The organism is Microbacterium sp. 22242 (assembly GCF_052045495.1).
GTDB lineage: Bacteria > Actinomycetota > Actinomycetes > Actinomycetales > Microbacteriaceae > Microbacterium.
The window spans coordinates 45216-64292 of sequence record NZ_JBQEOZ010000006.1; the positions used below are offsets into that span (position 1 = coordinate 45216).

A 19077-nucleotide genomic window follows, 5' to 3' on the forward strand; every position below is an offset into this window, starting at 1 on the left:
GGGGACTTTCCGCCGCTGTTCGACTAAGGTGCCTCCATGTCCTGGGCGAGCATCGAAGAGTCGAGGCGGTCGATGCTCGCGAACCGCAGGCGCGACACTTCACCCGAACTCGCCGTACGACAACGCATCCATGCTGCAGGGTTGCGGTACCGTGTCGACTTCCCGCCAATTGGCGGTCGGAGACGAGCCGACATCGTGTTCACGAAGCGCAAGGTGGCGGTTTTCATTGACGGATGCTTCTGGCACGGGTGCCCGATCCACGCGACCTTCCCGAAGCGCAACAGCGAGTACTGGTTGCCTAAGCTGCAGCGCAACATCGAACGCGACCGAGACACTGATGCGCAGCTTCAGGATGCTGGATGGATCGTCCTGCGATTTTGGGAGCACGAAGCACCAGACGCGGTGGCTCAGCAGATCGAACATGTTGTGGTGGGCTGACAATAGCCAGCGGCTCCTTCGTCTCTCCAACACGTCGCGTACGGCGCGCAGATACGAGCCTTCAGTAGCTGAACCGTCGACTCGACCCGCAGCGAACCGTCGGTACGAAGCCAATCGAGCGGTGTCACGACTGGACTGTTCGGTGGCACGGTCATGCGAAGACCCGTGACAACGAGGTCGATCCGCCGATTGTATTCTCTGGATGATGCGCCTTTGCTACGGTCGCTTCCATGCCGTCCCCCGCGACTCTCACTGCTCTCCGTGTCTTCGTCGAGGAGCGGGACTGGGATCAGTTCCATACCCCGGAGAACCTCGCCAAGAGCATCGCGATCGAGTCGGGCGAGCTACTGGAGTGCTTCCAGTGGGGAGCCGACTTCGACCAGACGCGCGTCGAGGAGGAACTGGCCGACGTCGTCACGTACTGCATCCACCTGGCGAACCGGATCGGAGTCGATCTGGACGAAATCGTGCTGCGCAAGCTCGAATCGACGCGGGCGAAGTACCCGGCGGAGCAGGCGCGGGGTCGGATGGTGAAGTACACGGAACTCGCGGCTGAACGCGAGGCCAGCTCGAAGCGGGCCGACACCCATACTGAGTCCGGCTCATCGACGAGCGCCGTGCCCACCCACGAGCCAGATCTCCCCGCGGGTCCGGACCCCGCATGACCGGCTTCCGCATCGAACGCGTCCCGTTCCGGCGCATCCCACTCGACAGGCACGCCCGAACCGACGGACACCTCTCCAACTGGCCCGTCGTCTATGTCATCGACGGCGCCCGGCGGCGCGCGAAGCCGGGGCTCTACGTCGGCGAGACCGTTAACGCACACCAGCGGATGGTGCAGCACCTCGGCGGACCCAAGAAGGATGCGCGGCTCGACACGGTCCGCGTCATCATCGACGAGCGCTTCAACAAGTCGGTGTGTCTCGATCTGGAGTCGCACCTGATCCGGTGGTTCTCCGGCGACGCGCAGTACGAGGTGCTGAACAGCAACGCCGGCCTCACCGCGAACGCGCAGTACTTCGATCGCGAGCTGTACCGGCAGTCGTTCCGTGATGTGTTCGACGAGCTGCGCGCCGAGGGTCTGTTCACGCGGGGCATCGCCGACATCGAGAACAGCGACATGTTCAAGCTGTCGCCGTTCAAGGCGCTGTCGGACGATCAGAACATCGCCGTGGACGGGATCCTCAAGGCGCTGGTGGAGGATCTCACGCCGCCCGAAGCGGAGTCGACGCTCGTGGTCCAGGGCGGACCGGGCACGGGGAAGACCATCGTCGCGATCTTCCTCATGAAGCTGCTCGCCGACATCGACGCACACAGGCCGAACGACGACCTCGAACTCGACTCGATCTTCACCGACTACTTCCTCGAGGGGAACCGCGGCCCCTTGTCCGGGCTGCGCATGGCACTCGTCATACCGCAGCAGTCGCTGCGCGAATCGGTGAAGCGCGTGTTCGCCAAGACCCCGCGACTGGATCCGACGCAGGTCATGACACCGTTCCAGCTCGCGGAAGCGGACGCTGACTTCGACCTCGTCTTCGTCGACGAGGCGCATCGGCTGGGCCAGCGGGCGAATCAGGCCTCAGGCGTGCAGAACGGCAAGTTCCGCGACATCAACGTCGCGCTCTTCGGCGACGATGACGCGAGGTACACGCAGCTCGACTGGATCCGGGCACGCAGCCGCCATCAGATCCTGCTGATCGATGAGGAGCAGAGCGTACGTCCGCACGATCTGTCACCGGCAACGCTTCGGGAAGAGGTCCGCGCGGCGCAGGAGGGTGACCACCACTTCCACCTCATGACGCAGATGCGCGTCAAGGCCGGTGCCGATTACGTCGGGTTCGTGAGATCCGCGCTGCGCGGCGAGGATCCGCCCCGTCCGGACTTCGGCGACTACGACCTGCGCTTCTTCGATGACCTCGGCGCCATGCGGACTGCGATCCGGGACGCCGATCAGTCCGCCGGGCTGTCGCGTCTCGTCGCGGGATATGCCTGGGACTGGGTGTCGAAGAAGGATCCGGATGCCTTCGACATCGAGCTCGACGGCGAGCGGATGCGCTGGAACAAGGCCGAGAAGGACTGGATCAACTCGCCCGGCGCGCTCGAGGAGGTCGGCTCGATCCACACCGTGCAGGGCTACGACCTCAACTACGCCGGCGTGATCATCGGCCCTGATCTGCGGATGGATCCGGCGACCGGACGGATCGTCGCCGATCGCGCGAACTATCGCGACAAGAAGGGCAAAGAGAACACCGGCCACCTCAAGGGCGCGTTCACCGATGAGGACCTCCTCACCTTCATCCGCAACATCTACGGCGTGCTCCTGACCCGTGGCATGCGCGGGACGTATGTGTACGTGTGCGATCCCGCGTTGCGAGAGCGTCTACGGCAGGTGTTCGGCAACTGAGCCACGGGACACTCCGGACCCCTGCGTCCCTCTTCGTTGCGGGGTCCGCGCCGACATCGGACATCCGGTCTGCGCCACGCGCGGGCGACGCGCCGGGAAAGTCGGCGGCCGCTGATTGGCTGGACGGATGGAGAATTCCACGCTGGTCCTGATCATCGTCGTCGCGGTGCTGCTCATCGCGCTCGCTCTCACGGCCTGGGGGATGACGCGGCGCACCCGGAGGGCGAGGGAAGCGCTCGAGGCGGCGCAACGCGACCACTCTTCGCAGGCGAGCGCGCTCTCGGAGCGGCACGCCAGTGAGACGCGGCAGCTCCAGCAACAGCATGATGCAGCGCTCGCGGAGCTGACGGCGCGGAGCACCGCGCAGTCTCAGCAGCTCAGCACTGAGTACGAGGCGCAACAGTCCCGCCTGCAGACCGAGCGCGACGCAGCCGTGCGAATGAGCGCGGAGGCTCAGCGGCTCGCCGGGCAGGGCATGCGGTGGGAACTCGCCTCGCGGGAGCTCCTGGTCGATGCATGCACGGCGGCGGGGCTCGATGCGATCGTCGCGACCAACATCGTGTTCTCTCCGCATGACGACGAGGCGGCTGCTCCGTACTGCGTCCAGTTGGACCATCTCGTGATCACGGAGAAGGCCATCACGGTCGTGGACAGCAAGAACTGGAAGGGTCTGATCTTCGACGGCAGGAAGCCGTCGTCGATGGCGGGAGCACTGTCGGTCCTTTTCGACGAGGCGGCGCTGCCCACTTCGTTCGCTATTTCGCTGCGACGCGATGGCGCCGGATCCGTCTCGGTGCGTTCGAAGTTCGGTGCGGAGTCCCCGGCGTTCCAGGTTCGACGTCAAGCCAGGCGGTTCCACGGTCATCTCGCCGCGCGGCACGGATCAGCGCCGTACCTGCAGACGTGCGTCTTCTACTCTCATCCGGATGCGCGCGTGTGGACGGACGGTCTGGACGAGGGCGAACGCGGCCGCGCGACGCGCATCGCCTCGGCGCGCACGATCCAGAAGGTTCTCCTCGATGCGCAGTCGGCCGGGTCCGCCGCGCCCTCCTCGCATCAACTGACACAGTTGGTGGACACCGTCCGCGAACTCGGCGCGGATCTCCACGGCACGGGCCGGTTCGCCTCCGAATTCGTCAGCCCCGTCGCGCTCACCCTGCGCGTCCCACCCCGCGGTGCGCGTGTGGTCCCGTCGACGCCGCCCCCTTCGACCAGCGGCCCGCGGATGACGGCCCGGCGCGCCACAGTCTGAGCTGTCCGGCGCCCTGTAACTGTTGTGCGGGCCACTTGAGGTGTGATGTCAGCAACCGGGAGCGGTGGGGCGCTCCGGGCACGTGTTCTGAACGAGAGCGGTGTGCGCCTTTACGACGCGGATCTGTTGGCTCGCGGACGGGCCGTTCAGAGTGCCGTTGACGGGGATCCATCCGGTACCGATATCGATGTCGGCGGTGTAGGTGACCGTCGCCGTCACCGTGTACGTGCCAGGTTCCTTGTAGACGTGGCTCGTGTCAGTAGGTGTGAACTGCGCCTGGCCGCTCGCGTCCCATGCCGTTCCTGGCGTGGCGCTGTCTCGGCGCTCCCCGTCGCCGTAGTCGAACGAGTAGTTCACGGGCGTGAAGCGGATCGTCAGCGTGCGGCCGAGGATCGTGCCGGGGATCGTCTCGGTCCTGGCGCTGCTGAGGAAGTTCGCGGGAAGGCCGACGACGGCGATGTTGTCGGGCTCGCCCGCGACTGTCGCGTTCGTAGGGACGAAACGGGCGACGTCGGTGATGGTGATACTGCGGCCGGGAGTTCCGGGTGCCTCCGGTGCCGGAGGGATCGGCGTCGCGGGCTCATCGACCCGAACGCCGCCGAGACAGCTTTGGTACTCGTGGACGTCGTCGCGGCAGGTGTCCGTGATGGGGCGCGGTTTCGGCGGTTCGGAAACGTCAGAAGCGCCTGGCTCTGCAGGCAGCCCAGAATCGTCATTGTTTTCTGTCCCGTTGCTGCCGGGGCTCTGGCTTGTCTCGGTATCGCCGATCTCCACGGCACCGCCGTCAGGAGGACATTTGCCTGCCTGAACCTTTGCCCAATCACATCTTCCTGCGTGCACCACAACCGCGGCCGCCACTGGCGCGGCCGCCGCGACCATAGAAGCGGCCAAGAAGATGGTCAGCACCAAACGGCCAGTCGCTTCAACCCCGCGCTCCCGACGACTCATTCGCACGACGCAGCACTTCCAGAAATTCGTACGATCTTCATCGCAGCCTTAACGGGCAACGTTTCGATATTCAGCGCCACGTTTGATGAACGATCGGTTGGAGTCACGTCCTGGCCCTCCGCATTGATCACTCGACTCTTCGAGACATCTACGCAGGCGGCGCTCTTAACAGAGTGCGATTTTGGATCAAACTCCTTAGCGCTAAACGACAGCACCGTAGTTGACCCCTTGATGTGCGTGCCATCAGACTGCTGATCACGGACAGACTGGATGTCATCCTCGAGCGCGGGTCCTGCAAGAAATTGCTGAGGGTCCGTGCTCTCATCGCCCGCCTGCGCGGCATTCTTTGCGTCGACGAATTCGCGGAAAACCTGTTCGGCGGCCTTGAACGCATCGGCCTCGCTCGTGAAGAGCGGGGTCGGGGTGGGTTTCGGGGCGGGGCCGGGAGTGCAGCCGGCAAGCCCTACCGCGGCGGCAACCAGCGTGGCCGCGATCGCCGTGCGAAGCGCGGCGGACGGCCGCGCTGCACGCCGGGCGGAGAGCGACGACGCGCCGGGGGAAGCCTGCCGAAGAGTCACCCTCTCACCGTAACCAGATCGGTCGCGGCGGCGCAGGAGTTGTCCACAGGTGCAGCTTCCCGAAGGCACTGCGTCTCATCTCCGTCGACCTTCGGCGTGCTCGCTCAACGCCCTCACGACCACAGGCGGTCGACGCGCCAAGCCCTACTTCCGGCGCCGCACCACGAGCACGATGAATATTGCGACGAAGACCGCGACGAGCGCTCCGGCGGTGATACCCATGACGCCTCCAAGCCGCGCCTGACGCGGCACGAGCTTAGATTGTCGCATACCGACCTCGGCGCGCGCCCGGCTCACTCCCCGCGCACCGGCGCATACTGCAGCAGCGTGTTGGTGGAGTCGGGTATGAGCGCTGCACCGACCGGTCGCAGTCGGGCCGCACTGCGGAACGCCGGCACGCCCTCGCCGATCGCGACCGGGCCGACCACCAGGTCGAGGCGGTCGACGAGCCCCTCGGCCAGCAGTCTGTTCCACAGCGCCGCGCTCGCGAACACCACGATGTCGCCGCCGTCCCCTGCCTTTTCCGCGGTCAGCACGGGAACCAGATCCTTGCCGCGCACGACCCGCGTGGTGCCGTGCCACGGGTTGTCCTCGGGAACGACGTACCCGTCGCTCACGACGATCTTCGGCACGTCGCGGTACAGCCGGCTGAACTCTCGGTTCACTGCGCTGAGCGCGGGATTCGACGGATCCTCGGGGACATCCGCGATCATCGGCCAGAACGAGCTGAACAGCTCGAACGATGCGCGGCCGAGCAGCACGGTCGACGCCCCGCGCATGAGTTCGAGGTTGTGGGCGTCGAACCCGGCATCGAGGTTCAGCACGAGCGGGTCGCCTCCGACCCCGGCGAAGAAGCCATCGAGCGTGATGGCGTTGGACACGATGAGCGAGCGCATGAGCGTTCCCTTCTCCGACAGAGGCGTGCGTACACGGTGCGGAGACACCGGATCCGGAGAACCTACTGGTCGAAGAGAGGATTCTCCAGGATTCAGCGGATGAGGAGCTCGCGGTACAGCTCGGCGAGCGCGGGGAGCCCCGACCGCTGCGCATCGCGCTGGAGGTCTGCGCCGGTCCGCGGTCGTGCGAAGAGGTCGTCCACCGCGCGCACCTCGTCGCTGCCGTTCAGGTGGGGTGCGATGCGCTCGCGCAGCGTCGCGAGCACGTCGGACGCGGGCGCGAGACGCCCCGTGCCGGGATGGACCAGGGTGCCGCGCAGCCCGTGCCTCGCCGCATGCCAGAGCGCCGCGTCCCACGGCGCGCGGTCCTCCGACGAGGGTGTGCGGAACGCGTCCGCCGCGTCGACGAGCGCGCGGATGACGACCGCGAGGGCGACAGACGACCCGGCGTCCAACTGCGCGTCGCAGACCCGGATCTCGAGGGTCGGGAACTCGGTGGACAGGCGCACGTTCCAGTTCAGCGCGCGCACATCCGAGGTGGCGCCGATGCCCACCAGGGCGGCGACCGCCTGATCGTACTCGTCGACGTCGTGGAAGACCGGCGGGATCCCGAACGTCGTCCACCGGCGCGAATGGATGGCCCGCCAGCTGACGTAACCGGTGTCCTGTGCGTTCCAGAACGGCGAGTTGCCGGAGAGCGCGAGCAGGACGGGCAGCCAGCGGCGCAGCGTGTTGGACGCACGGACGCCGGCGTCGCGGTCCACCCCGACGTGCACGTGCAGCCCGCTGATCTGATGGTCGTCTGCGAGCGCCGTGACCTCGGAGGAGATGTGGGAGTACCGGTCACCGGGGCTGATCATCGCGGACGCGCTGCCGGCCAGAGGGGTCCCCGTTCCCGCCGCCACGACGCCCGCGTCGGCGGCCCACGCGCCGAGGCTCCGACGGAAGCCGAGCAGCGCTTCGCGCGCCTCGGAGAGGCTCGCGCACACGGGAGTCGCATATTCGACCTGGGAGCAGAGGAACTCCCTGGCGACGGTGCCGTCGAGCCGGGCACCGTCGAGTGCCGCGACCGCCTCATCGGCCCGCTCGACGGGCCTCAGGGTCGCGGGGTCGAGGAGCAGGAACTCCTCTTCGATGCCGAAGGTGCTCGCCATTCACTCTGTCCTGAACCCCGCAGCCTTGTGCGTGCCGTCGCAGAAGGGCTTGATGGTGGACAGTCCGCACCGGCAGAGGGCGACCGTGCGTCGTCGCGTCGCGATCGGCGCCCCGCCCGCGTCCACGAGTTCGATGTCGCCGCGCGCGATCAGCGGACCATCGGGATAGGGAGTGATGGTCGCCGGAACGCGCCTCATGCGACGGCCTCCGGGATCCGCAGGGAGGACTCGCCGTTCTGCCAGCGCTCCAGCATGTGCGCGCCGACCCGGCCGTCCACAACGAGGCATGCGGCCGCGCCGAACATGATGTCGGGAAGCAGCTCTGGCTGATCCTCGGCGAGGGCGCCGGCCAGGTCGCGTCCGGCGATCTGCTCATGCACCGCGTCCGCTTCGACGTGCTCGTCGAAGTAGTCTGTGACGTCGTCGCCGAAGCCCAGACGACGCAGCCCGTCGCCGTAGAGGCGGTTCGGGATGGACGAGGTCATCTCGAACGCCGCGAGATGCCCCACGATCGCGCCCAGCAGCCGCCGGTTCAGCCCGAACAGCGACATCGTGTTGAGCGAGCAGAGGGTGACCGCGGGCACATCGTCGACGTAGCCGCCATAGCGGTCGTCGAGGCCTGCACCGCGCATCGCCTTCGCGAAGATCTCGGCGTGCACCCGGTCGAGTCGGCCTCCGCCGTACTCGTCGGCCTGGATCTCGACGAGCGCGGCCTTCGCCCTGCCATGCAGCCGCGGGATCGCCCACGAGTGCGGATCCGCCTCGCGGAGCGTGTAGATCGACCGCTGGACCAGGAACTCCAGCGCCTGCTCGCGCGTGGCTTTCTTCGCCACATACCGGGAGAGACTCGGCCCGGAATCGGCCGACGTCAGGGCGAACAGGGCCGAAGCCACCGCGCCCTGCGCGCACGCGGGGAGCGGATCCGCCGGCACGAGGTCGCGCAGCGCCCTCTCGAAGGGCTCCTCGAGAAGCATCCGCACCTGGATCAGCTGCGGATCCCACTCGCGATGCGCATCGAACGCGGGGACGGACCCGTACGCGGAGGCGTACAGCGCGTAGAGGGAGATCTGGACGTCGTCGTCGCGCAGGATGTCCACAGCCTCCGCGACCGCCCGTTCGGCGAGCGCGACGAGGTCGCCTCCGGCCTCCGCCCCGGTGAGGGCGTCGAGCAGAGCAGCGCTCAGGGGGCCGCGCGCGGCGAAGGCCGCAGTCGGTGCGGCCTTCGGCGTCGGCGTCGCAGTAGGCGTCGGTGCAGGGATCGTGGTCGGTGCGGCGATCGGCGTCGCGTTCATGGTGAGCTCCTGGCAGGGGTCGTCGGCACGGGCGCGGAGTGCGGCTCGCGCCCTGTCACGGGCGTGCGCGGATCCGGATCAGGCTTCCCGGGTCCCGGTGTCGGGCTCGGCGTCCGTCTCGGTGCCGGTCTCGGCGGCGAGCCGGTCGGCGTCGGCGCTGTCGACGCGGTCCTCGTTCTGGTCCGGGTCGAGCTTCTCCTCGCCATCGGCATCCTCCACGAGCGGCGGATCGGAGAGCTCGTCCTCAGGATCTTCCGGGACCAGCGGCATCGGAGGGTTGTTCGTCATGACATGCTCCTTCGCATCGGGCTTCCGGTCTGCATGGGCGTCCGCCCAGGACGCCGCGACCGGGCGCACGGCACACGCTATGCCGCGCGCCCGTCGCCGTCCGCACCCTTGTCACCGAGACGCCGGCGTGCTAGCTCAAGCCCCGGGGGATCCGGCGCCTCGACCGCCAGTAGACTGGATCCGCCCCGCCTCCCCTCGCTCCAGGAGCCCGCGTGACCGCCAACACCCCTGTCCACACGCACGTCCCCGACTCCGTCGAGAACGCCCTCGCGACGCCGGAGAAGGAGCAGCCGTACGCGGCGCTCGGCCTCAAGGACGACGAGTACGCGCGGATCCGCGAGATCCTCGGCCGCCGTCCCACGTCGGGCGAGCTGGCCATGTACTCGGTGATGTGGAGCGAGCACTGCTCCTACAAGTCCTCCAAGAACTACCTGCGCCGGTTCGGGCAGAAGGTCTCGGACGAGATGAAGAAGCGGCTCATGGTCGGCATGGGGCAGAACGCGGGCGTCATCGACGTGGGTGAGGGCTGGGCCGTCACCTTCAAGGCCGAGTCGCACAACCACCCGTCGTTCATCGAGCCGTTCCAGGGTGCCGCGACCGGCGTCGGCGGCATCGTCCGCGACATCATCTCGATGGGCGCCCGCCCGGTCGCCGTCATGGACGCCCTCCGCTTCGGCGCGATCGACGACCCCGACACGGCCCGCGTCCTGCACGGCGTCACGGCCGGCATCAGCTTCTACGGCAACTGCCTGGGACTGCCGAACATCGGCGGCGAGACCGTGTTCGACGCGGTCTACCAGGCGAACCCCCTCGTGAACGCGCTCGCGGTCGGCGTGCTCCGCCACGAAGACCTCAAGCTCGCGAACGCCACCGGCGTCGGCAACAAGGTGGTGCTGTTCGGCGCCCGGACCGGCGGCGACGGCATCGGCGGCGCGTCGATCCTCGCCTCCGACTCGTTCGACTCGACCGGTCCGACCAAGCGCCCCGCGGTGCAGGTCGGCGACCCGTTCGCGGAGAAGGTGCTCATCGAGTGCTGCCTCGAGCTGTACCGCGAGGAGCTCGTCGAGGCTATCCAGGACCTCGGCGCCGCGGGCATCTCCTGCGCGACGAGCGAGCTGGCCGCCAACGGCGACTCCGGCATGCACGTGTCGCTCGACAACGTGCTGCTGCGCGACCCGTCGCTGACCGCTGAGGAGATCCTCATGTCGGAGTCGCAGGAGCGGATGATGGCGATCGTCGCCCCCGAGAAGCTCGACGCGTTCCTCGCCGTCGTGAAGAAGTGGGACGTGGAGACCTCGGTCCTCGGCGAGGTCACCGGCGACGGCCGGCTCATCATCGACTGGCAGGGCGAGCGGATCGTCGACGTGGATCCCTCCACCGTCGCCGTCGACGGCCCGGTCTACGACCGCCCGGTCGCCTACCCGACCTGGATCGACGCGCTGCAGGCCGACGCCGCGGAGCTGCTCCCCCGCGACAACGACCCGGAGGCGCTCACGCAGCAGTTCCTCGCGCTGCTGGAGAGCCCGAACCTCGCCGACACCCGCTGGATCACCAACCAGTACGACTACTACGTGCTGGGCAACACCGCCCTGAGCTTCCCCGACGACGCCGGCATGATCCGCGTCGACGAGGAGTCGGGCCTCGGCTTCTCCATCGCGACCGACGCGAACGGCCGCTACAGCCAGCTCGACCCCTACGCGGGCGCGCAGCTCGCGCTGGCCGAGGCGTACCGCAACGTCGCCGTCACCGGCGCCGAGCCCACCGCGATCACCGACTGCCTGAACTTCGGATCCCCCGAGAACCCCGAGGTCATGTGGCAGTTCGGCCAGACCGTCGACGGGCTCGCGGACGGCTGCTTCGAGCTCGGCACGCCGGTCACCGGCGGCAACGTCTCGTTCTACAACCAGACCGGCGACGTGCCGATCCACCCGACCCCGCTGGTGGGCGTGCTCGGCATCATCGACGACGTCTCCCGCCGGATCCCGTCCGGCTGGCAGGACGAGGGCCAGAACATCTACCTGCTCGGCACCACGGCGACGGAGCTTTCCGGATCCGCCTGGGCCGACGTGATCCACGACCACCTCGGCGGCCTGCCGCCCAAGGTCGACCTCGCCGCGGAGAAGCGCCTCGCCGGCCTCATCGCCGCCGCGCGCGACGAGTGGCTGATCTCCTCCGCGCACGACCTCAGCGAGGGCGGCCTCGGCCAGGCCCTCGCCGAGGGCGTCATGCGCTTCGGCGTCGGCGCCCGCGTGTGGCTGACCGAGCTCATGGAGCGCGACGGCGTGGACGCCGCGACGGCCCTGTTCTCGGAGTCGACCGGCCGCGTGATCGTGACCGTGCCGCGCGAGGACGACGTGAAGTTCTTTGGGCTCTGCGAGGGGCGCGGCTACCCGGTGCTGCGCATCGGCGTCACCGACAGCGGCAGCGCGGAAAACGGCGGAGCCGCGCAGCTCGAGGTGCAGGACGTCTTCACGATCTCGGTCGACGAACTGCGTGAGACGTCGCAGCGCACCCTCCCCGCCGTGTTCGGTCCCACCGTCGCGGAGCCGGCCACGGTCTGAGGCACGCCGTCCGGGGCCAGCCAAGGAGAACGCATGAACAGCACGCCCGACCCTTCGCTCCCGACGCCCCGCTCCAGCCAGCGCTCCGCGCCGTCCGGCGCCTCCGGCGCGCGCGGACCCGGCTCGGAGACCACCGAGGACCTTTCGCTCTACACGGAGCGCCGGCAGCGCCGGATCCGCATCACCGCCTGGGTCGTGATCGTGGCGCTGATCATCGTCGGCGGCGGATCCACGCTGCTCGCGGTCCTGTTCAACTGATCCGCGAGCGCGGAGCCGACCGGCGGCGGCCGTCGTCGCGCGATAGGTTCGGAGCATGCGACCCGACCGTGCGGTGACCCTCCAGGACATCGCCGACCGCCTCGGCGTGTCCCGGTCCACCGTGTCGTTCGCGATCACCGGCCGCGGCCGCGTGTCCGAGGACATGCGCCGGCGCGTGCACGCCATCGCTTCCGAGCTCGGCTACCGGCCCAATGCGACCGCGCGCAACCTGCGCGGAGCCCGAACCGGCATGATCGCGCTGCGCCTGCCGCCGGACAGCACGTCGATGTCGTACTACATGGAGGCGACGTTCGGGATCGTCGAGGAGGCGGACCGGGCAGGGATGATCGTCTTCATGCTGCCGACGGAGCAGCGCCCCGAGGGGTTCGACCAGCTCCCCGCCGACGCCGTGATCGCCCTCGACCCCGCACTCGACGACCCGGTCGTGCGCAGCCTCCTGGCCGGCCGCGTGCCGGTCATCACCGGCGAGCCGGTGCCCGACGGCCTGCCCGCACCGCGCGGCGAGGTCACCAGCGATCACGAGGCCGCGGTCCGCGAGCTCATGGACCACCTGCTCGAGCGCGGGATGCGCCGCCCCGCGATGGTGCTGCCGGATCTGCAGAGCCACTGGGCCTTCACCGTCCGCGACACTTTCGTGGCGTGGTGCGCCGAGCACGACCAGCAGCCGACGCTCGTCACGCTGCCGCACCCGGCCGAGAACGCATTGATCCACGACGCCGTCTCCGACCTCGTGCATGAGCAGGATCACCCGGTCGACGCGATCCTCGCCGTCTCCGACGGGACGGTGCTCAGCGTCGTCACGAGCGCCCAGCGCCTCGGCCGCCGCGTCGGCGAGGACCTGCTGGTGGCCGCCTTCGTCGACTCCGAGGTGCTCGCCCTCGCGCACCCGTCGATCACCGCGATCGACCTGCATCCGCGGGAGTTCGGCCGCCGCTGCGTTCAGGCCGCGCTCGCGGCGATCGACGCGAACGGTCAGGGCGGCGGCCTCCTGCGCGAGCTCGTCCCGGTCACCGTGCAGCGCCGGGCGTCCACGCGCGGCCCGGTCACGGTCGGCCCGCCCGTCCCGGGCCGGCCCATCACGGGCCCCGGCCAGCCCGTCCCGGGCCAGCGGATCACGGGCCAGCCCGCCGGCGCCCCGCCCCTCTCCGGCGAGCACGCGTAGCGGACGGCTTCCTGAGAGCTTCCGCAGAGCGCTTGCACCTGCTTTATCGATATTGCTACTCTGTCCCGAGTCGTCGACACCCGACCGACCACCCGACGATGACGTCGATCCGCCCACCCGCACCGTCCGCGGAACAGGAGCCCCGATGACCTTCCCCGCCCCCGGCGAGCCGCTCGCCGCCGCCACCGAGTTGACCGCCCAGGTCACCGAAGGCCGCTTCAAGCGCGTGCTCGGCGTGCCGTCGCTGGTGCTGTTCGGCCTCGTCTACATGGTGCCGCTCACCGCCTTCACGACCTACGGCATCGTCACCCAGCTCACCGGCGGACGCGTGCCGATGACCTACGTCATCACCCTCGTCGCGATGGTGTTCACGGCCCGCTCGTACGCGCGGATGTCGGTCGCCTACCCGTACTCCGGATCCGCCTACGTCTACACGCAGCAGAGCTTCGGCGGCGCTCTCGGCTTCCTGGCGGGGTGGGCGCTGCTGCTCGACTACCTGTTCCTGCCGATGATCAACTACCTGATCGTCGGGCTCTACCTGAACCAGACCTTCCCCGCGATCCCGAACGCCGTGTGGATCATCGCCGCGGTCGTGATCGTGACGATCCTGAACGTCATCGGCATCGTGTCCGTCGCCCGCGCGAACTTCGTCGTGATCGCCGTGCAGGCGATCTTCATCGTCGCGTTCGTCGCGCTGACGTTCGGATCGGCGACCGGCCACCACGTGAACCCGCTGCTGCCGTTCACCGGCGACGGCACGGTCGCCGGGATCGGCCCGCTGTTCCAGGGCGCCGCGATCCTGTGCCTGTCGTTCCTCGGGTTCGACTCGGTCTCGACGCTCTCCGAGGAGGCGAAGGACTCCCGCCGCACCGTCCCCCGCGCGATCATGATCGTCACGATCGGCGCCGGTCTGCTGTTCATCCTGCTCACCTACCTCGCGCAGTGGGCGTATCCGTCGAACAAGTTCAGCTCGGCCGACACGGCGAGCATCGAGGTCGTCGCGTCGCTCGGCCAGCAGTGGCTGTCGACGCTGTTCATCGCCGGGTTCGTCGCCGGGAGCATCGGATCCGCCCTCACCTCGCAGGCCTCGGTGGCACGGATCCTGTTCGCGATGGGCCGTGACGGCGTGCTGCCCCGCGCCGTGTTCGGGCGCCTCAGCAAGCGGTTCGGCACGCCGGTCATCCCGATCCTGCTCGTCTCGCTGGTCTCGCTGTACGCCCTGTTCGCCGACCTGCTCACGGTCTCGAACATGATCAGCTTCGGCGCCCTCATCGCGTTCTCTTGCGTGAATCTCGCGGTCATCAAGCATTACTTCGCCGACCGGGCCGAGCGCGGCGGCCGGCACGCCGTGAACAACCTGGTGCTGCCCGGCATCGGCTTCGGCCTCACCGTGTGGCTGTGGACGAACCTCACCGGCATGACGTTCGCCGTGGGCCTGTCCTGGCTCGCGATCGGCTTCATCCTGCTGCTCGTCATCACGCGGTTCTTCCGCCGCCCCACCCCGACCCTCGACCTGAAGGAGTGAGCGCGGGATGACCGTCGCAGACACGATCGTCCTGGCCGCACGCGTGCGGACGATGGCGGGATCCCCCGGCGTCGAGACGGCCGGATCCGGATCCCCGGACGCCATCGCGATCGCCGGCGGCCGGATCCTCGCGGTCGGGCCACGGACCGAGATCATGCCGCTCGCGGTCGAGGGCACTCGCGTGATCGAGCATCCGTCCGCGACGATCGTGCCGGGTCTCGTGGACGCGCACAGCCACCCGATCTACAGCCTCGGCATCGTGCGCGGGCTCTCGCTCACCGGGGTGCACACGCGCGCCGAGCTGCTCGACGCGCTCGAACGGGGGCGTGCGGCGCAGGACGGCTCCGAGTGGTTCTTCGCGTGGGGCCTCGACCCCAGCGCGTTCGAGGGACGTCCGATCGGCAACGCCGAACTGCACGCCGTGCTCGGACCCGACCGCCCGGCGTACATCAAGATGTTCGACGCGCACTCCGGCGTGGCCTCCGCCGCCGCGCTGGATCGCGCCGGCATCGCGGCGCCGTTCGCCAACCCTGACGGATCCGGTGCGGTCGGCGACACCGAGGGGCGTCTCACCGGGCACCTCGTCGAGTTCCCCACGATGGAGCTCGTGGAGCGGATCCTGCCGCCGCTCACGTTCGACGACCGGGTGCGCCTGCTGCGCGGGCTGCTCGAGGACATGGCGGCGGCCGGGATCACGACCGCGCACGTGATGGACCTGAAGGATGCGGACGGGCTGGCGCTGCTCGACGCGATCGAGGCGGACGGCGAGCTGCCGGTCCGGCTGCGCATCTCGCCGTGGTGCGAGCCGAGCACGACCGACCCCGAGGCGGCCGAGCTCATCGCGCTGCAGGGCCGCGGCGGACGGCGTTACCGGATCGAGGGCGTGAAGCTCTTCATCGACGGCACGGTCGAGGGCGGCACGGCCTGGCTCGCCTCCCCCGACGCGGAAGGCGAGGGGCTCGCCTCGACCTGGCCAGAAGCCGATGACTACGCGGAGCGGATCCGGCTCTTCGACGAGCAGGGGATCCCGACCGCGACGCACGCGATCGGCGAGCGCGGGATCCGATTCGTCGCCGAGACCCTCGCGGCGCTGCCGGCCGGCGGGGTGCCGCATCGGATCGAGCACATCGAGTCGGCCGAGGACGACGTGATCGCGCTCATCGGCGCGAGCGGCATCGTCGCGAGCATGCAGCCCACGCACTGCACGCACCACGTGCGGCCGGACGCCAGCGACGACTGGTCGCGGCGGCTCGGCCCCGAGCGGGCGGACCGTGCGTGGCGCACCGGCGACGTGCGGCGCAGCGGCGCCGTGCTGGCGCTGGGCTCGGACTGGCCGGTCGCCGCCTTCGATCCGTGGGAGATCATGGCCGACGCGCAGACCCGCCGCTCCACCGCGCACCCCGGCTCGGGCGCGGTCGGAGCGGACCAGGCGCTCACCGCGATCGAGGCGCTCGAAGGCTATACGACGCACGCGCACCGCGCGGTCGGCTCCGACGGCGGCACGCTCGTCGCGGGCGCTGTCGCCGACCTCGTCGTGGTGGACACGGATCCGCTCACGGCGAGCCCGCGGGAGCTGCTCGGCGCACGCGTGCTGCTGACGATGGTGGACGGGATCCCGACGCACGAGTGAGCGCGACGGACCGCCGCTGCCCGGCATCCGCCGGACGTGACGTTCGTCAACTCCGCAGCCCGGATGCTTCGCCGGCTGAACTGAGCAGACTCATCAACACCCGTCGCGCGGGGGCGGAATAGGCTGAGGGGCATCATGGACCCTCTCCAGGAGATCCTCCAGTGGCTGGGCCACTACTGGTGGCTCGTGTTCTTCCTGCCCGGGCTCGGGTACGCGGGCCGATACGGCCTCTCCGGTCGCCGACGGCGGCGCCGCCTGGAGTCGCGGCAGGAGGAGGCCCCTGCCGCCGGCTACTACTCGGCTCCCCGGGCCATGGCGCCGCCCGTCATGACCCCTCCGGTGCCGCCCCGCGCGGATCCCGCCGCGCAGGCAGCAGCGAGGAAAGAGCAGCTGCAGCGGCTGTTCGCGGAGCACGACGAGATCACCGCACGCTGGCTGGACTACGAGCTGGATGTCGCCAAGGTGATCGCCTTCCCCGCGATGAGCGACGGGCGCCAGCCGTTGACCGCCGCCTTCCTGCGAGCCAAGAAGTCGGCAGACGCGCAGCGCCCCGGCTCGGCCGATGCGCAGCTCACCGAACAGCACCTCACCGAGTACCGCGAGTCGGTCGCCAACTACGCCGTGGCCTTCGAGGTCGCAGAACGGGATGCCCGGCGCCTGCGCGATTCGTCGTTCGCGCCCGACGAGCGCCGACGCCTCGAGCGAGCACAGCACATGCTGAAGCTCGCGGTGGACGAGTCGGCCACCGCCGCCGAGCGCCAGAGCGCCTATCGCCGTGTGCGCGAGGAGCTGAACGGCTTGATCGGCCTGTCCGACGCGGCAGTCGAGAACCTGGAGAAGAAGGTCGCGCTGCAGCTGGAGCCATCCGCCACGTCCTCGCCGGAGCCGGCCACGCCCACCGCGCCGGATGGCGCGCCCGCTCCCGCTCCGCAGCCACGCCCCGAGCCTCTCCCGCGCCCCGAACGCTGATGCGCGTCGGGCTGATCGGCGCCGGCGGCATCGCGGCCGCCCATCTCGACGCCTGGCAGGCGCTCGGCGCCGAGTGCCTGATCGCGTCGCGGACCCGCCCCGTCGCGCTCGCCGAGCGGTTCGGCGTCGAGATCGTGGACGACGTGGACGCCCTGATCGACCGGGTCGACGTCGTCGGGATCCTCGCGCCCACCCCGACGCATCCCGACCTCGCCCTGCGCGCGATCGCTCGCGGCCGTCACATCGTGTGCGAGAAGCCGCTCGCCGCGTCGGCGGCCGAGGCGCGGCGGATCGCCGACGCCGCAGAGGCGGCCGGCGTGCGGCTGTTCCCCGCCCACGTCGTGCGCTACTTCGACGCCTACCGGCGGATCAAGCACGACGTCGACGCGCGAGCGATCGGACCCATCCGCACCCTGCGGCTGAGCCGCTCCGGCGCCGCGCCGACCCCGGCGTGGTTCTTCGACGAGCGTGCCGGCGGCGGGCTGATCCGCGACCTGCTCATCCACGACATCGACCAGGCGCTGTGGCTCGCAGGCCCGGTCACGACGGTCTCCGCGACGCAGGATCCGCCGAGCGCCGAGGGCCGCCTCGCGGCGCCCGTCACGGCGACGGTCGAGCTCGCGCATGCCGGCGGGGCCACCACCCGGGTCGACGGCGGCTGGCTGCGCGAGGGCACTCCGTTCCGCACCACGATCGAGGTCGTGGGCACGAACGGCACGCGGGAGCACGACAGCGCCGCGGGATCGGCGAGGCCCGGCGACGTCGGCGATCTTCCCCCGTCCACCGGGGAGCAGCCGTATCGGGCACAGCTCGCGGACTTCGCCGAGGCGATCCGCACGGGCCTGCCCGCGCGCGTGAGCCCCGCGGACGGAGTGGCGGCGGTCGCCGTCGTCGACGCCGCGTACGCCTCGATCGCGGCGGGAGAGCCGGTCGGCGTCTCGGCCGACGGGTTCTGAGCTGGCCGAAGGGCGGCGCTTCGTCCCTTCGACAGACTCAGGGACCGACAGGGGGTCAGGATCAGGGGCCGACAGGGGGTCAGGATCCAGGGACCGAGGTGCCGGATCAGTGGGCGACGGGCCCGGAGCTCGCGACCAGCCCCGACCAGAGCCGGCGCAGATGCTCGACCATGTCGAGGCCGTGGTCGTTCAGCCACTGCAGCTGCAGGCCGTCGGCGGCGGCGAGCACCAGGTCGACCGCGAGCGGGACGTCGACGTCCGGCCCCATCTCCCCGGCGCCCTGTGCGCGCTCGATCACGCCGGCGAGCTGCGCGCGCACCCAGTCGTAGCGCTGCAGGAAGAAGGCGTGCGCCGGATGCTCGGGCATGCTGGCCTCCGCCGAGAACTCGACGTACAGCCGCACCAGCCCCGGCACGGAGGCGTTGTGCCCGATGATCTTCAGGAAGCCCTCGAAGGTCGGATCCGGCACGAAGAATCGCGCGTGGTCGCGCAGATCCCGGGTGCGCAGCACCTCCTGGTAGAGCTCCTCGCGCGATTCGAAGTAGTGCATGAGGCCGGCCTGGCTGAGCCCGACCCGATCCGCGATCTCGCGGTTCGACGCCTTGCGGCACCCCCTCGCCGCGACGACCTCGAGCGCGACGGAGAGGATCTCCTCGCGCTTCGCCGCCCCCTTGGCGTACGGCCCCCGCCGCCTCATCCGTCCAGCCTAACCGTCGGGTCGTTCCCCGGTCCGCGAACGGCGAAC

The 19077-nt window shown here is 69.6% G+C and carries 19 protein-coding genes and 1 pseudogene; 11 read left to right on the forward strand and 9 right to left on the reverse strand.

All coding sequences use genetic code 11. The annotated features are described in order from the left end of the window. Window positions 1-36 precede the first annotated feature (36 nt). The 4 genes and pseudogenes from ACTJJZ_RS08430 to ACTJJZ_RS08445 all read left to right on the forward strand — a co-directional run bounded on the left by ACTJJZ_RS08430 (window position 37) and on the right by ACTJJZ_RS08445 (window position 4094). On the forward strand, window positions 37-438 hold the full coding sequence (locus tag ACTJJZ_RS08430; protein WP_440720733.1) for a very short patch repair endonuclease: 402 nt from the start codon (window positions 37-39) through the stop codon (window positions 436-438). A gap of 230 nt (window positions 439-668) precedes the next feature. Beyond that, window positions 669-986 (forward strand): annotated as a pseudogene (locus ACTJJZ_RS08435) (nucleotide pyrophosphohydrolase); the annotation flags it as partial. A 113-nt stretch (window positions 987-1099) separates the two neighbouring features. Beyond that, complete coding sequence (locus ACTJJZ_RS08440; protein ID WP_440720734.1) at window positions 1100-2842, forward strand: DNA/RNA helicase domain-containing protein; 1743 nt, start codon at window positions 1100-1102, stop codon at window positions 2840-2842. A gap of 127 nt (window positions 2843-2969) precedes the next feature. Further along, a complete protein-coding gene (locus ACTJJZ_RS08445; RefSeq protein ID WP_440720735.1) occupies window positions 2970-4094 on the forward strand; it encodes a nuclease-related domain-containing protein in 1125 nt (374 codons plus the stop codon). Between the two features lie 48 nt (window positions 4095-4142). Here ACTJJZ_RS08445 and ACTJJZ_RS08450 read toward each other — a convergent pair whose 3' ends face one another. From ACTJJZ_RS08450 to ACTJJZ_RS08485, 8 genes are all read right to left on the reverse strand, one after another. Next, window positions 4143-5000 carry a PKD domain-containing protein gene (locus ACTJJZ_RS08450; protein WP_440720916.1) on the reverse strand — a complete coding sequence of 286 codons (858 nt, stop codon included), beginning with the start codon at window positions 4998-5000 and terminating at the stop codon, window positions 4143-4145. Window positions 5001-5038: 38 nt separating this feature from the next. Further along, the gene (locus ACTJJZ_RS08455) at window positions 5039-5620 is read right to left on the reverse strand and encodes a hypothetical protein (RefSeq protein WP_440720736.1); all 582 of its coding nucleotides are present in this window, start codon (window positions 5618-5620) and stop codon (window positions 5039-5041) included. A 144-nt stretch (window positions 5621-5764) separates the two neighbouring features. Further along, a complete protein-coding gene (locus ACTJJZ_RS08460) occupies window positions 5765-5890 on the reverse strand; it encodes a hypothetical protein (protein ID WP_440720737.1) in 126 nt (41 codons plus the stop codon). Between the two features lie 23 nt (window positions 5891-5913). Beyond that, the gene (locus ACTJJZ_RS08465) at window positions 5914-6516 is read right to left on the reverse strand and encodes a dihydrofolate reductase family protein (protein ID WP_440720738.1); all 603 of its coding nucleotides are present in this window, start codon (window positions 6514-6516) and stop codon (window positions 5914-5916) included. Between the two features lie 92 nt (window positions 6517-6608). After that, on the reverse strand, window positions 6609-7670 hold the full coding sequence (locus tag ACTJJZ_RS08470) for a carboxylate-amine ligase (RefSeq protein ID WP_440720739.1): 1062 nt from the start codon (window positions 7668-7670) through the stop codon (window positions 6609-6611). Further along, window positions 7671-7958 (reverse strand): CDGSH iron-sulfur domain-containing protein, encoded by a 288-nt coding sequence (locus tag ACTJJZ_RS08475; RefSeq protein WP_440720740.1) that lies wholly within the window; start codon window positions 7956-7958, stop codon window positions 7671-7673. Beyond that, window positions 7865-8962, reverse strand: a complete 1098-nt coding sequence (locus ACTJJZ_RS08480) for an iron-containing redox enzyme family protein (protein WP_440720741.1) — start codon at window positions 8960-8962, stop codon at window positions 7865-7867. Before ACTJJZ_RS08480 ends, ACTJJZ_RS08475 begins: the two co-directional genes overlap by 94 nt. A 78-nt stretch (window positions 8963-9040) precedes the next feature. Further along, complete coding sequence (locus ACTJJZ_RS08485) at window positions 9041-9250, reverse strand: hypothetical protein (RefSeq protein ID WP_440720742.1); 210 nt, start codon at window positions 9248-9250, stop codon at window positions 9041-9043. A gap of 212 nt (window positions 9251-9462) precedes the next feature. On the opposite strand from ACTJJZ_RS08485, the gene purL reads away from it, so the two are divergent. The 7 genes from purL (at window position 9463) to ACTJJZ_RS08520 (ending at window position 18332) form a co-directional block, all read left to right on the forward strand. Beyond that, on the forward strand, window positions 9463-11811 hold the full coding sequence (gene purL / locus ACTJJZ_RS08490) for a phosphoribosylformylglycinamidine synthase subunit PurL (protein ID WP_440720743.1): 2349 nt from the start codon (window positions 9463-9465) through the stop codon (window positions 11809-11811). Between the two features lie 33 nt (window positions 11812-11844). After that, complete coding sequence (locus tag ACTJJZ_RS08495; RefSeq protein ID WP_440720744.1) at window positions 11845-12069, forward strand: hypothetical protein; 225 nt, start codon at window positions 11845-11847, stop codon at window positions 12067-12069. A gap of 55 nt (window positions 12070-12124) precedes the next feature. After that, on the forward strand, window positions 12125-13252 hold the full coding sequence (locus tag ACTJJZ_RS08500) for a LacI family DNA-binding transcriptional regulator (protein WP_440720745.1): 1128 nt from the start codon (window positions 12125-12127) through the stop codon (window positions 13250-13252). 145 nt (window positions 13253-13397) lie between these two features. Continuing rightward, on the forward strand, window positions 13398-14777 hold the full coding sequence (locus tag ACTJJZ_RS08505) for an APC family permease (RefSeq protein WP_440720746.1): 1380 nt from the start codon (window positions 13398-13400) through the stop codon (window positions 14775-14777). A 7-nt stretch (window positions 14778-14784) separates the two neighbouring features. Further along, the gene (locus ACTJJZ_RS08510; protein WP_440720747.1) at window positions 14785-16407 is read left to right on the forward strand and encodes an amidohydrolase; all 1623 of its coding nucleotides are present in this window, start codon (window positions 14785-14787) and stop codon (window positions 16405-16407) included. 135 nt (window positions 16408-16542) lie between these two features. Continuing rightward, window positions 16543-17376, forward strand: a complete 834-nt coding sequence (locus ACTJJZ_RS08515; RefSeq protein ID WP_440720748.1) for a hypothetical protein — start codon at window positions 16543-16545, stop codon at window positions 17374-17376. Then, a complete protein-coding gene (locus tag ACTJJZ_RS08520; RefSeq protein ID WP_440720749.1) occupies window positions 17376-18332 on the forward strand; it encodes a Gfo/Idh/MocA family protein in 957 nt (318 codons plus the stop codon). Before ACTJJZ_RS08515 ends, ACTJJZ_RS08520 begins: the two co-directional genes overlap by 1 nt. Before the next feature lie 106 nt (window positions 18333-18438). Here ACTJJZ_RS08520 and ACTJJZ_RS08525 read toward each other — a convergent pair whose 3' ends face one another. Beyond that, on the reverse strand, window positions 18439-19029 hold the full coding sequence (locus ACTJJZ_RS08525) for a TetR/AcrR family transcriptional regulator (RefSeq protein WP_440720750.1): 591 nt from the start codon (window positions 19027-19029) through the stop codon (window positions 18439-18441). Window positions 19030-19077: the final 48 nt, after the last annotated feature.

Bases quoted from the DNA above. Each gene is read 5' to 3' on its own strand.
- ACTJJZ_RS08430 (WP_440720733.1), top strand. From the start codon at position 37: ATGTCCTGGGCGAGCATCGAAGAGTCGAGGCGGTCGATGCTCGCGAAC.
- ACTJJZ_RS08440 (WP_440720734.1), top strand. From the start codon at position 1,100: ATGACCGGCTTCCGCATCGAACGCGTCCCGTTCCGGCGCATCCCACTC.
- ACTJJZ_RS08445 (WP_440720735.1), top strand. From the start codon at position 2,970: ATGGAGAATTCCACGCTGGTCCTGATCATCGTCGTCGCGGTGCTGCTC.
- ACTJJZ_RS08460 (WP_440720737.1), bottom strand. From the start codon at position 5,890: ATGCGACAATCTAAGCTCGTGCCGCGTCAGGCGCGGCTTGGAGGCGTC.
- ACTJJZ_RS08465 (WP_440720738.1), bottom strand. From the start codon at position 6,516: ATGCGCTCGCTCATCGTGTCCAACGCCATCACGCTCGATGGCTTCTTC.
- ACTJJZ_RS08470 (WP_440720739.1), bottom strand. From the start codon at position 7,670: ATGGCGAGCACCTTCGGCATCGAAGAGGAGTTCCTGCTCCTCGACCCC.
- ACTJJZ_RS08475 (WP_440720740.1), bottom strand. From the start codon at position 7,958: ATGCCTCGTTGTGGACGGCCGGGTCGGCGCGCACATGCTGGAGCGCTG.
- ACTJJZ_RS08480 (WP_440720741.1), bottom strand. From the start codon at position 8,962: ATGAACGCGACGCCGATCGCCGCACCGACCACGATCCCTGCACCGACG.
- ACTJJZ_RS08485 (WP_440720742.1), bottom strand. From the start codon at position 9,250: ATGACGAACAACCCTCCGATGCCGCTGGTCCCGGAAGATCCTGAGGAC.
- ACTJJZ_RS08495 (WP_440720744.1), top strand. From the start codon at position 11,845: ATGAACAGCACGCCCGACCCTTCGCTCCCGACGCCCCGCTCCAGCCAG.
- ACTJJZ_RS08500 (WP_440720745.1), top strand. From the start codon at position 12,125: ATGCGACCCGACCGTGCGGTGACCCTCCAGGACATCGCCGACCGCCTC.
- ACTJJZ_RS08505 (WP_440720746.1), top strand. From the start codon at position 13,398: ATGACCTTCCCCGCCCCCGGCGAGCCGCTCGCCGCCGCCACCGAGTTG.
- ACTJJZ_RS08510 (WP_440720747.1), top strand. From the start codon at position 14,785: ATGACCGTCGCAGACACGATCGTCCTGGCCGCACGCGTGCGGACGATG.
- ACTJJZ_RS08515 (WP_440720748.1), top strand. From the start codon at position 16,543: ATGGACCCTCTCCAGGAGATCCTCCAGTGGCTGGGCCACTACTGGTGG.
- ACTJJZ_RS08520 (WP_440720749.1), top strand. From the start codon at position 17,376: ATGCGCGTCGGGCTGATCGGCGCCGGCGGCATCGCGGCCGCCCATCTC.
- ACTJJZ_RS08525 (WP_440720750.1), bottom strand. From the start codon at position 19,029: ATGAGGCGGCGGGGGCCGTACGCCAAGGGGGCGGCGAAGCGCGAGGAG.